The organism is Hwangdonia seohaensis, from assembly GCF_031932625.1.
Lineage (GTDB): Bacteria > Bacteroidota > Bacteroidia > Flavobacteriales > Flavobacteriaceae > Hwangdonia > Hwangdonia seohaensis.
Window position 1 is genome coordinate 592,051 of record NZ_JAVSCK010000002.1, and the last position, 13,274, is coordinate 605,324.

10 protein-coding genes are annotated in these 13,274 nt (G+C 35.4%); 9 read left to right on the forward strand and 1 reads right to left on the reverse strand.

Annotated elements, in window-relative coordinates; all coding sequences use genetic code 11:
• The first annotated feature begins 58 nt into the window (after nt 1–58).
• The 6 genes from RNZ47_RS07825 to RNZ47_RS07850 all read left to right on the forward strand — a co-directional run bounded on the left by RNZ47_RS07825 (nt 59) and on the right by RNZ47_RS07850 (nt 8,843).
• The gene (locus tag RNZ47_RS07825) at nt 59–226 is read left to right on the forward strand and encodes a lmo0937 family membrane protein (protein WP_311938561.1); all 168 of its coding nucleotides are present in this window, start codon (nt 59–61) and stop codon (nt 224–226) included.
• A 142-nt stretch (nt 227–368) separates the two neighbouring features.
• A complete protein-coding gene (locus RNZ47_RS07830) occupies nt 369–1,058 on the forward strand; it encodes an LOG family protein (RefSeq protein ID WP_311938564.1) in 690 nt (229 codons plus the stop codon).
• Nucleotides 1,059–1,191: 133 nt separating this feature from the next.
• Nucleotides 1,192–3,996 carry a gluzincin family metallopeptidase gene (locus tag RNZ47_RS07835; protein WP_311938566.1) on the forward strand — a complete coding sequence of 935 codons (2,805 nt, stop codon included), beginning with the start codon at nt 1,192–1,194 and terminating at the stop codon, nt 3,994–3,996.
• A 170-nt stretch (nt 3,997–4,166) separates the two neighbouring features.
• Complete coding sequence (locus RNZ47_RS07840; protein ID WP_311938569.1) at nt 4,167–6,578, forward strand: alpha-ketoacid dehydrogenase subunit alpha/beta; 2,412 nt, start codon at nt 4,167–4,169, stop codon at nt 6,576–6,578.
• Between the two features lie 80 nt (nt 6,579–6,658).
• A complete protein-coding gene (locus tag RNZ47_RS07845) occupies nt 6,659–8,263 on the forward strand; it encodes a class I SAM-dependent methyltransferase (protein ID WP_311938571.1) in 1,605 nt (534 codons plus the stop codon).
• 109 nt (nt 8,264–8,372) lie between these two features.
• Nucleotides 8,373–8,843 (forward strand): hypothetical protein, encoded by a 471-nt coding sequence (locus RNZ47_RS07850; protein ID WP_311938574.1) that lies wholly within the window; start codon nt 8,373–8,375, stop codon nt 8,841–8,843.
• Nucleotides 8,844–8,933: 90 nt separating this feature from the next.
• On the opposite strand, the gene RNZ47_RS07855 is transcribed toward RNZ47_RS07850, so the two are convergent.
• Complete coding sequence (locus RNZ47_RS07855; RefSeq protein WP_311938576.1) at nt 8,934–9,857, reverse strand: hypothetical protein; 924 nt, start codon at nt 9,855–9,857, stop codon at nt 8,934–8,936.
• Nucleotides 9,858–10,205: 348 nt separating this feature from the next.
• Between RNZ47_RS07855 and pheT the strand changes: the two genes are divergently transcribed.
• The 3 genes from pheT to RNZ47_RS07870 all read left to right on the forward strand — a co-directional run bounded on the left by pheT (nt 10,206) and on the right by RNZ47_RS07870 (nt 13,208).
• Nucleotides 10,206–12,632 (forward strand): phenylalanine--tRNA ligase subunit beta, encoded by a 2,427-nt coding sequence (gene pheT, locus RNZ47_RS07860; protein ID WP_311938578.1) that lies wholly within the window; start codon nt 10,206–10,208, stop codon nt 12,630–12,632.
• A gap of 102 nt (nt 12,633–12,734) precedes the next feature.
• Nucleotides 12,735–12,959 (forward strand): putative signal transducing protein, encoded by a 225-nt coding sequence (locus RNZ47_RS07865; RefSeq protein WP_311938580.1) that lies wholly within the window; start codon nt 12,735–12,737, stop codon nt 12,957–12,959.
• Nucleotides 12,960–12,971: 12 nt separating this feature from the next.
• A complete protein-coding gene (locus tag RNZ47_RS07870; RefSeq protein WP_311938583.1) occupies nt 12,972–13,208 on the forward strand; it encodes a putative signal transducing protein in 237 nt (78 codons plus the stop codon).
• Nucleotides 13,209–13,274: the final 66 nt, after the last annotated feature.

A 13,274-nucleotide genomic window follows, 5' to 3' on the forward strand; every position in this document is an offset into this window, starting at 1 on the left:
TTTTTAAATCTCAAATTTCTTTTTTGTATATTTAATTGCTAACACTAAAACAATTATTATGAGAAGTTTACTTTGGCTAGTGGCCGTAATTTGTATTATAGTCTGGATTTTGGGCTTTTTTGGTATTGTTCAAGGAATAGGGACAGGCAGTTTAATTCACATTCTTTTGGTTATTGCAATTATCGCAATACTGTACAACATCATTTCTGGTCGAAAACCATTGTAGAAATATTATCTGATTTAAAAAAGCAAACCATATGGTTTGCTTTTTTTATGTTTATATTCCTTATATCTCCTATTTTCAATTAAATTTGCGAACTTGCAACTTGGCTTTTTAAAAGCATTTTAAAACAAACTATAAATATTATATGAGAAAAGAAAAACACCATAAAGGCTGGAACGAAATTAAGACTAACGATTCATGGGCTATTTTTAAAATCATGGGCGAGTTTGTTAATGGTTATGAAAAACTTAGCAAAATTGGACCATGTATATCCATATTCGGGTCTGCCCGAACAAAACCAGACAATAAATATTACAAACTGGCAGAAAGCATTGCCAAAAGCATTGTAGAAGCTGGTTACGGTGTTATAACCGGTGGTGGCCCGGGCATTATGGAAGCAGGCAATAAAGGGGCACATTTAGGCGGTGGCACTTCCGTAGGATTAAATATTGATTTGCCTTTTGAGCAACACGATAACCCGTATATAGACCCTGATAAAAGCTTGGATTTTGATTATTTCTTTGTGCGCAAGGTTATGTTTGTAAAATACTCCCAAGGCTTTGTGGTTATGCCTGGTGGTTTTGGTACCTTAGATGAACTTTTCGAAGCCATTACACTCATACAAACCCACAAAATTGAAAAATTTCCTATTATTTTAGTAAGCACAGAATTTTGGGAGGGCATTTTAGAGTGGATAAAAACAACCTTATTGGATAAATTTCATAATATTTCTGCTGAAGACTTGGACTTAATTCATTTAGTAGATACCGAAGAAGAAATAATTGAAATATTGGACGCTTTTTATAAAGAAACCGATTTAAAGCCCAATTTCTAGCCACCAAACACCTTATAACCTAAAGGCTTAACCGCTATCCAAACCCTATAATTTTATTATATTGCGACGCCTTATATTATTAACCTTATTAATGTTATAAAATAAATTGAAGTTACGCTTGTTTTTCTGTTTAATGCTTGTCTTTATAAGCAGCTCTCTTTTTGGTCAAAATAAAATTGACCTAAAAGCAGATTTTGATATTGAAAACAGAAAAATTACCATATCGCAAACCATTCAATATAAAAATACCTCGGCAGATGAACTTCAATCCATTTATTTAAACGATTGGAACAATAGCTATTCCACCAAAAAAACACCACTTGCTATTCGTTTTGCCGAAGAATACAACAATCAATTTCATTTGGCAAAAAATGAAGATCGAGGTTACTCGGTTATCACTTCAATAAAACAAAATGGCGAACCTTTAAATTTTAGTCAGCTAAAAAACCAAATAGATGTTATTAAGGTCGACTTAAAAACACCTTTAAAACCCAATGAATCTTATACCATTCATTTGGAATATATCGTAAAAATCCCAAACGATAAGTTTACAAATTATGGGATATCAGAATTGGGCGATTTAAGCCTCAGGTATTGGTATATTACACCTGCTGTTTATAATGGCGCATGGCAATACTATAGCAATAAAAATTTAGATGATTTATTTATTCCAAAAGCCGATTTAAATTTAGAAATCAGTTACCCAAATGGCTACACCATCACTTCAGAATTAAATTTAAGTGAAGTTGTTCAAAATACTAAAAAACAAATAGTTACGCTAAGCGGAAATAATAGAGTTGACAACCGGTTGTTTTTAAATAAAGTTTCAGATTTTGAAACAATTCAAACTCAGGGATTGTCATTGATAACAAATATAAAAAATGGTGAATTGGATGTTTTAGACAAGGTTTTAATAACAGAAAAAGTTACAAAATTCCTTTTGAATAATTTTGGTGATTATCCGCACGAAAAACTACTGTTAACCGATATTGATTACAATAAAGATCCTATTTATGGTTTAAATTTTCTGCCAAGTTTTATTAAACTTTATCCAAATCATTTTCAATACGAATTAAAACTCTTAAAAGTTGCCATTCACAATTATTTGGAAAACACCTTGCTAATAAACCCACGAAAAGACCAATGGCTGTTTGATGGCATACAGATTTATTATTTAATGAATTATGTAGAAGCCCATTATCCAAACATGAAATTTCTGGGGTCATTAGCCGACTTTTGGGGCGTTAGGTCGTTTCATGCCGCAAACATGACTTTTAATGATAAATACATTTTTGCGTTTATGACGATGGCAAGAACAAACAGGGACCAGCCGTTAACCATGGCCAAAGACTCTTTGCTTAAATTCAACTCCAGCATAGCAAACAAATATAAAGCTGGTGCTGGTCTTAAATATCTTGACGATTTTATTAACGCCGATGTTTTAGAAACCACTATAAAATCGTTTTTAGAGCAAAACAAGCTAAAACAAACATCGCCAAAAGCTTTTGAAGCTTATTTAAAAACACAAACAACGAAAAATATTGATTGGTTTTTTACTGACTACATACACACGCGTGCTAAAATTGATTTCAAAATTAAAAACGTTAATAGAACGGAGGATTCAATTACCTTGACCATAAAGAATAAGCGTAATAATAGCATGCCCATTTCTTTATATACTTTGAATAACGACAGCATCATTTCAAAATCTTGGATAGAAAATGTTACCAAAAGCAAAACCCTTACCATACCGCGAAACGATGCCAACAAGTTGGTTTTAAATTACAATCAAGTGATTCCCGAACATAATTTAAGGGATAATTGGAAATCGTTAAAAGGATTTTTCTTCAACAATAAACCCTTCCAATTTAGGCTTTTTAAGGATATTGAAGACCCCAATTACAACCAAGTCTTTTTTATGCCCTTGGCTGAGTTTAACAACATTTACGACGGATTTACTTTTGGTGTAAAGGCATACAATACCACATTGCTCAGAAAAAATTTCAATTACAGGATTCAACCGCGGTATGCTTTAAAATCAAAATCACTAACAGGTTCGGCGTCGGCATCGGTAACGCACTATTTGCAAAACAGCAATCTATATTCCATAAATTACGGTATTCGTGGCGGCTACTCATCGTATGCCAACGATTTGTTTGTTAGAAAAATAATTCCGTCCGTTACCTTATTATTCAGAAATGACGACGATTTTCGTTCAAACAAAAGGCAACGCCTAAAGTTTAGGTATTTGGCTATAAATCGCGATGAAGATGTCAATAATATCTTAAACACCACCGAACCCAATTACAATATTTTTAATGCTAATTATTTAAACTCCAATGACAATCTTATAAATTTCAGCAAATGGTCTACCGATTTACAAATAGCCAAAACATTTAGCAAAGTTTCGTTTAATTACGAATACCGAAAGTTATTTGAAAGCAACAGGCAGTTAAATTTACGTTTTTACACCGGTGCTTTTTTAAGCAACAAAACCGATATAACTTCTGATTATTTTAGTTTCGCACTTGACAGACCAACCGATTATTTATTTGATTACAATTACTTAGGACGTTCTGAAGCCAGCGGAATTTTTAGCCAACAATACATTACGGCCGAAGGTGGTTTTAAATCCAAATTGGAAACACCTTTTGCAAACCAGTGGATTAGCACGGTAAATGCCAGTACAACACTTTGGAAATATATTTTGGTTTACAGCGATATTGGCTTAGTTAAAAACAAATTTAATGATCCAAAATTCGTTTACGATTCCGGCATTAGAATTAATTTGGTCACCGATTACTTCGAAATTTATTTCCCCATATACTCCAACCTTGGTTGGGAAATAGGACAACCACACTACGATCAAAAAATAAGATTTAAGTTTACGGTAGACCCACAATCGCTTTTAGGGCTATTCAGAAGACGTTGGTATTAATTTGTTTAATTTTTTGAGTTATTTTTAGTAAATCGACTTTTTTTTTGAGTTATTAATAATTCAAAAAGAATATTATGCGAATATATAAGAATTACTCAATTTGATTATGCATTTAATAATTGCAAAAACAACAAATTTTAGCTACTTTTGCAAAAGTAAAACCCTAACCAATGCAAATAATCCCTGATTTGAAAAACAATATTTCTTTTGATGATTTTAAAACAGAGGTTTTAAATGATTATAGCATTGCCGTAAAAAGTCGAGAATGCAGTTTACTTGGTCGTCGCGAGGTATTAACCGGTAAAGCAAAATTCGGCATTTTTGGCGACGGGAAAGAAGTACCTCAATTGGCCATGGCCAAATCTTTTTTAAAGGGCGATTGGAGGTCTGGATATTACAGAGATCAAACCTTTATGATGGCTATTGGAGAGCTTACCATCGAGCAATTTTTCGCAGGACTCTACGCCAACACCAATTTGGATTTAGAACCGATGTCTGCTGGTCGCCAAATGGGAGGCCACTTTACAACGCACAGTTTAGATGATAAGGGCAATTGGAAAAATTTAACCAAACAATACAACTCCAGTGCAGACATCTCTCCTACTGCTGGCCAAATGCCACGATTGTTGGGTTTAGCGCAGGCTTCAAAAATATTCAGACAAGTAAAAGGTATTGATACAACCCTTTTTTCCAATAACGGAAACGAGGTAGCTTGGGGAACGATAGGCAATGCGAGTACTAGCGAAGGCTTGTTTTTTGAAACCATTAATGCGGCGGGTGTTTTACAAGTTCCCATGGTTATTAGTATTTGGGACGATGAGTATGGCATTTCAGTACATGCCAGACATCAAACAACAAAAGAAAACATTTCAGAAATTCTAAAAGGATTTCAACGCGATAACGAGCAAAAAGGTTACGAAATTTTACGCGTAAAAGGTTGGGATTATGCTAATTTAATTGAAACTTATCAAGAAGCTTCCACGATTGCCAGAGAAGAGCATGTTCCGGTACTTATTCACGTAACAGAGTTAACGCAACCGCAGGGACATTCTACCTCGGGGTCGCACGAACGCTATAAATCTCCAGAGCGATTGGAATGGGAAAAAAACAACGATTGTAATTTAAAAATGCGCGAGTGGATTATTGAAAGCGGTATCGCTACAAATGAAACGCTTACCGAAATTGAACGCGACATAAAAAAAGAAGTTAGAGAAGCAAAAAAGAATGCGTGGTTAACCTTTTTAAAACCCATTCAAAAAGAGCAAAAAGAATTAATTTCAATATTAAACAATGTTGCTGCTTCTAGTATAAATGGTGTGTTTATCAAACCTATTATTGCCAATTTATCTGCTCTAACAGAACCTGCTAGAAAAGATGTTTTATCCTTAGCCAGACAAGCTTTAAGGCACACTTTGGGTGAGAACAACGAAGCCAAACAACAGCTTGTATACTGGGTTAATTCTATGTTTGAGACCGTACAGCCTAAGTTTAGTTCGCATTTATATTCTGAATCTGAAAAATCTACGGTGTTTGTTAAGGAAGTAAAACCGACTTTTGATGCAGATACCATTCAAGTTGATGGCCGTATTATTATCCGTGATAATTTTGATGCCATTTTTGAAAACTATCCCGAAGCCTTAATTTTTGGAGAAGATTCAGGTAATATTGGTGATGTAAATCAAGGATTAGAAGGCCTACAGGAAAAATACGGAGAGCTAAGGGTTGCCGATGTTGGCATTCGCGAAGCTACTATTATTGGTCAAGGTATTGGTATGGCGCTACGCGGTTTAAAGCCGATTGCCGAAATTCAGTACTTAGATTATATACTTTACGCATTAAACGTAATTAGCGATGATTTGGCTACTCTGCATTACAGAACCAAAGGAAAACAAAAAGCACCGTTAATTATAAGAACACGTGGACACCGGCTTGAAGGCATTTGGCATTCGGGTTCGCAAATGGGTGGCATCCTTAATTTGGTTCGTGGCCTTCATGTTTTGGTACCAAGAAATATGACTAAAGCAGCTGGTTTTTACAACACGCTTTTACAAGGTGACGACCCCGCTTTAGTGGTTGAATGCCTCAATGGGTATCGATTAAAAGAAAAAATGCCTAATAATTTAAGCGAAATAAAAACACCTATCGGTGTGGTTGAGACCCTAAAAACCGGAACAGACATTACTTTAGTGTCTTACGGCTCCACCCTTCGTATTGTAGAGCAAACGGCAAAAGAATTGCTATCGGTTGGCATTGATGCCGAAGTGATTGATGTGCAATCGCTATTGCCTTTCGATTTAAATCACGACATCGTTAAAAGCATCGCTAAAACCAATCGCGTAATGGTTATAGACGAGGACGTTCCTGGTGGCGCTTCGGCTTATATTTTAAATGAAATATTAAACACTCAAAACGCCTATCAGTATTTAGATGGCCAACCAAAAACCTTAACGGCAAAAGCGCACAGACCCGCTTATGGGAACGACGGTGATTATTTCTCAAAACCATCAGCCGAAGATATTTTTGAAGCCGTTTACGAGGTAATGCACGAAGCCAATCCGGAAAGTTATCCTAAACTCAGATAATTAAAACGCTTTATCATATTAAAAACCTTTCCTCATCAAAGTCGAAAGGTTTTTTTATATATTTATGCTAAACCGCAAACATGCTCACTAAACACGATAAAGAACAACTCCGCGCTATTATTTTCAGGCATTTGGATGGTATTGCCACGGCAACCACAGCCTATGCGCTGCACAAAAAAGGAGTGTTGCAATATTTGTTGGAACATAAAAATTCCAGTCTTAAAAATATAAGCAAAGAATTTAACGCCAATGCCGGTTATCTCAATGTGGCATTGCGTATTTTATGTGCCCAAGGTTGGTTGAATCAACAAGTAGACAATTCTACCAACACGGTAAGTTTTGAAACAAATGCGCAAAGCGAAAAGGCTTTTAAACTTGTGCCTTTATATGAAGACGCCGTGAATCTGTTAAACTATTCGGTTAAATTTCCAACCGAACGTATCGGTCCGGACGCTTTTCATGTGTTAGAGAAAATATTCAGGAAATATGAAAACGATTTTGGACTTTCAAAGGTAGAAGACCTCACAATCGAATATCAAATATTAAAACATATCGAAGGCGTAATTGCGGCTCCAATTATAGTTTTGTTAGGCGTAAATGGCTTATTTCATAAATATTTTATGGAAGCCTCGTTTAGGGCACAAGAATACCATTCTAATCCAGAAAGCTTTAAAAAGATTCTTGACTTTTTAAGTCATTTAGGTTGGTTCTCAAAAAAGAAAGACACTTATCAATTCACAGACGAAGGTTTGTTTTTTGCAAAACGCGCGAGTGCTTACGGTGTTACGGTTTCGTATTTACCAACTTTTGTGGCATTGGACGAGCTTATTTTTGGTAATCCGTTGATTTTAAAAACCGAATCGGTAAACGACACCGAAAAGCATGTGGACAGGGAAATGAATGTTTGGGGAAGTGGTGGCGCGCACTCTACCTATTTTAAAATTATTGATGAAATCATTATCAAACTGTTCAACAAACCAATCGACGAGCAACCCAAAGGCATTCTGGATATGGGTTGTGGCAATGGCGCTTTTATCCAGCATATTTTTGATGTGATTGAATACAAAACGCTGCGCGGGAAACTACTGGACGAGCATCCACTATTATTGGTTGGTGCCGATTTTAACCAAGCCGCCTTAAAGGTTACACGAGCCAATTTAATTAAAGCCGATATTTGGGCAAAAGTGATTTGGGGCGATATTGGGCGCCCCGATTTATTGGCCAAAGATTTAAAAGACGACTACAATATCGATTTAAAGGATTTATTGAATGTACGTACGTTTTTAGACCACAATCGTATTTGGGAACCTCCAAAAACAACAACCAATAGAATTAGCAATTCAACGGGTGCCTATGCTTTTCAAGGCAAGCAAATAAGCAATAATTTGGTTGAAGATTCACTCTTGGAGCATTTTATAAAATGGAAGCCTTATGTGGAGCGTTTTGGCCTATTAATTATAGAATTGCATACCATAAACCCCAAACTTACTGCGGCCAACTTGGGTAAAACCGCAGCCACAGCTTACGATGCCACACATGGTTACAGCGACCAATATATTTTAGAAGTCAATGTATTCAACAAGGTTGCAGCCCAGGCTGGTTTACGTCCGGACCCAAATTATTTTACAACGTTTCCAAACAACGAATTGGCAACCGTAAGTATTAATTTATTAAAAGGAAATTAGTTTTTTTGTCATTTCTGCGTGTTACATTGAGCTTGTCGAAATGCAGGCAGGAATCCATTATTAATCAATATGTTTAATTCCGCTTTTGCGGAAATGAAAAATATTTTAAATGAAAGCAGTTTCAGTAACAGTAATAAAAAAGGAATTACAGCACCGATCGACGGACGAACTCATGGAGCTTTGTTTGCGTTTATCACGTTTTAAAAAAGAAAACAAAGAACTGCTCACCTATTTGCTATTCGAATCGTCTGATGAAAACGGATATATTGAATCGGTTAAAAACTACGTTGATGAAGAGTTTGAATCCATTAACACCAAAAGCTATTTTTATATCAGAAAAAGTGTCCGGAAAATCCTGAAAAACATAAAAAAGTATGTCCGGTATTCACAAAAAAAGGAAACCGAAGTGGAACTACTCCTCTACTTTTGCCAGAAATTAAAAGGCTTTTCACCAAATATAAAATACAGTGCACAATTGCAAAATACCTATAACCGACAAATCCTTTTAACAAAAAAAATAATTGCGACCCTGCATGAAGATTTGCAGTACGATTATAATTTGATGCTGGAAGGTTTATAGGTTGTTGAAAAATTTATTTACCATTACACATTTTTAGTTGATTTTGTAAAAATTATCGCGATTTATCTATTCGGGTTGTATTTGCTAAATTCATTGCTTAAAAAACTCAAAATACGAGTCAACAGGAATACTATCCAAGTTTTCAATTACAATTTCCTCTCCCGAAACCAAAGTGAGAAATAGCGTAACAGTCCACCACCCTTTTGATGAATATGATTGGATATCTTTTAAACTAACAACTCTATTTTTTGTTGGGAAAAATATGTTTTTATTCGACATCACAAATGAATTTGCTACCGTAGAAACAATAAACTCATCACCTTCAAACTTGTGTACTTTAATAAAATCTTCAATTAGTTTCTCGTCCTTCTCCGTATATACTTTGTAAAACCCTTCAAAACTTGCTTTTTCCGCATACAACTGTCTGTTTTTATCCAACTTTTCAAGATCGCCCGAAAGCCATGTGTTGTAACTAAAGGCTACCATATTCTTTATTGGATTTTCAAAATTAAGAGCAACTGGTTTGCCGATATTAGATGGATCGGGATCAAGTATGCCTCCATCCAAATCATTTATTTCGGCTTTATATTTTCTCGTTCTTTTTTCTAATTCCTGACCTATTTCAATCAAATTACGCCTGCCAATAAGCGTAGGTATTTCCATTTCAATATCTCTATCTTTCGATTGGATAAAAATTGCTGCATCGAACCCTACAGCTGGTTGAAAAGTAATGTTGCTAATCTCATTAAAAAATAATTTATCAAAACCCATTGATATACTATCCGCATCAATACAAACATTTTGTTTAAGGCTTTTAATAAGTTTAATTAACTCCGTTGCACCGTAATATAATAAAGCCAAAGACGCTATTGGGCCAATTACAATTCCAGCTTTATAGTAAAAGGATTTATCAATGAAAACCAAATAAGGAATAAACAAAGCCAAGAATAATATTGCTGCTGCTTTTATAGCTCTAATTACCAACCAAAATTTACCGACTTTATATTCTTTCATAACTACCAGTATTTACATATTGCTAATTTGCTTAAAATAAGATTATTAAGTATTAAATTTAGGTATAATTAACTTATCACACAAATATTAAGTTGGTAATGAAAACAGCACTATTGCTTAGTAAAAATTTTAAACAGTTTCATTTCAATATATTGAAACAAAAAACAACAGAATGATTTAAAATTATTCAATAAGCAATTACTCAAAAAACAATCCAATTTATATTTTAAATCCATAAACTTGGTTAACAAAACCGTTTTTTCCCTATTTACCCTCACAAAACATAAAGCATAGTTTGAATGCTAACTGCAATATTTTATCTTTGCTCGCTTAATACAATGATGATTTATGAAGATTTCATATAACTGGTTAAAACAGTTTATTAAAACGGACTGGACGCCAGAACAAACCAGCGAATTGCTTACCGATTTAGGACTAGAGGTTGAAGGTGTTGAAGCTTACCAATCGGTAAAAGGCGGATTGGAAGGTGTGGTTATTGGCAAAGTTTTAACCTGCGTTAAACACCCAAATGCTGATAAATTAAAGTTAACCACGGTTGATATCGGTGCCGAAGCGCCCTTGCAAATAGTTTGTGGTGCGCCCAATGTAGCGGCCGGACAAAAAGTACCCGTGGCAACCATTGGCACAACCTTGTATACTGCTGAAGGTGAGAGTTGGACCATTAAAAAAGGGAAGATTCGCGGCGAAGAAAGTCACGGTATGATTTGTGCCGAAGACGAGCTGGGTTTGGGAACATCGCACGATGGCATTATGGTTTTAGATGAGAAAATAAAAGTAGGAACACGAGCTGCGGATATTTTTGATATTGAAAACGACCAGGTTTTTGAAATTGGATTAACCCCAAACCGCGCCGATGCGATGAGCCATTACGGAACAGCACGCGATTTAAAAGCAGGATTGATTCAAAAGGATATTAAATTAGAACTTATCACGCCATCGGTTAGTGCATTTCGTGTAGACAATCGCACCCTAAAAATCGATATTGATGTACAAAATAAAGATTTGGCGCCTCGCTACTGCGGTGTTACCATTTCTAAAATAAAGGTTGCAGAATCTCCAACATGGTTGCAACACCGCTTAAAAGCTATTGGTTTAAGCCCAATTAACAACATTGTAGATGCCACCAATTACGTGTTACACGAATTAGGACAACCGCTTCACGCTTTTGACGCTTTAAAGATTTCGGGCAGTAAAATTGAAGTTAAAACGGTTAAAGCAGGCACAAAATTTACAACCTTAGACGGTATTGAACGTGAGTTACACGAAGATGATTTAATGATTTGCGACACCGAAAAACCCATGTGTATCGCTGGTGTTTTTGGCGGTATTGATTCCGGTGTTACCGAAAGCACAACCAGTATTTTTTTAGAAAGCGCTTTTTTCAATCCCGTAAGCGTTCGTAAATCGGCAAAACGCCATGGTTTAAACACCGATGCCTCGTTTAGGTTTGAGCGCGGTATCGACCCTAATATTACCGAATATGCTTTAAAGCGCGCCGCTTTATTAATTCAAGAAGTTGCAGGTGGCGAAATTACCAGTGATTTAATTGATGTGTATCCCAAAAAAATTGAGGATTTTCATGTGCGTATGAGTTTTGATAATGCCAAAAAATTAATCGGTGAAGAAATTCCGGAAGAAATTATCAAACGCATTTTAACCTCATTGGATATTAAAGTAAATAATGTTACCGAAACCGGACTGGGCTTAACCGTTCCTGCTTACAGAAACGATGTACAGCGCGAAGCCGATATAATCGAAGAAATTTTGCGTGTTTACGGTTATAACAACATTAAAACTACCGAAAAATTAAACGCTTCAATTTCCAGCACATCACGTTTTGAAGACCATAAAATTCAGAATGTTGTCGGCAACCAATTAGCGGCCCAAGGGTTTTACGAGATACTTTCAAATTCGCTAACAAACCCAAATTATGTGGCGTTAAGCGAGCAGTTAAAGGAAGAACATAATGTTACCATGCTTAATCCTCTAAGTAATGATTTGTCGGTGTTGCGCCAGTCTTTACTGTTTTCTGGTTTAGAAGCCATTTTACACAATATCAATAGGAAACGACAAGATTTAAAATTCTTCGAATTCGGTAAAACCTATCATCATTACAACGATGCCAGAGCAGAAAACAAGCATTTAACCCTTTTTGCAACGGGTAATCAAAACAAGGAAAGTTGGCATGATGCCTCTAAAAAAAGTGATTTCTTTTTCTTAAAGGGAAGTATTACTTCGATATTAGAACGTTTGGGGATTTCTCGATATAATGAAACACCAGTTAAAAACGATGTGTTTAGCGAAGGATTGAGTTTAAACTTGGGTAAAACCAAATTGGTCGATTTTGGTTTAGTGAAAAAATCGATATTAAAACATTTTGATATTTCGCAGGAAGTATTGTTTGCCGATTTTAACTGGGATGCCATTTTAGATATTGTAAAACGCCATAAAATTATATTTAAATCCATAGCGAAATACCCGGAAGTTCGTCGGGATTTTGCACTATTGCTGGATGATGCCGTTACCTTTGAATCTATTTACAACATAGCAAAACAAAGCGAGAAGCAATTGCTGAAAAGTGTGAATTTATTTGATGTGTATCAAGGTAAAAATCTGCCAAAAGGCAAAAAGAGTTACGCCGTTAGTTTTACGTTGCAAGACGAAAACAAAACGCTTACCGATAAGCAGATTGATAAGATTATGAAAAAACTTCAATCGAATTTCGAAAAACAATTGGGTGCCGAATTAAGGTAATTCAAATTTAAAATTCATTTAAAAAAGCCAGCGTACGCTGGCTTTTTTTGTATCCAAAATTTTCGTATCTTTAATAAAAGGAACTTTTTAAAACCTATTGTTATGGCTGAATCTAATTACATTAAAATTTTCACCGGAAGTCTTATTGACGTGCAACGCATAATTTCTGATTTGGAAAAAATAGATATTAGCCCCGTTATTAAAGACCAAAATGAATCCGGGCTTGACCCAAAGATTTATGGCGGTCATTTGCTCAAGGAAATTTATGTTCACAAAGACGAACTTGACAAAGCCAGAGACATTATTGAAAATATAGATTCCAATTAAAAACCCATCACTATGCCCAATTCCAATTATATAAAAATTTTTACTGGAAACTTTATTACCGTACAACGCATTGTTTCCGATTTAGAAAAAACAAATATTCGTCCCGTTGTAAAAGACCAATCAGAATCTGCGCGTTTAGCAGGTTTTGGCCCATCCATTCCTGGTCAACAAGAATTATATGTTCATAAAGACGAGCTCGATAAAGCTGTTGAAATTGTTGAAACTATAACTTCTGAGTTTCAAGATTAGGTTGTGTGATGCCTTAGCATTGACGGTTCAACTGCGCTCACCACAAACTTAATGTTGGAGCTCACC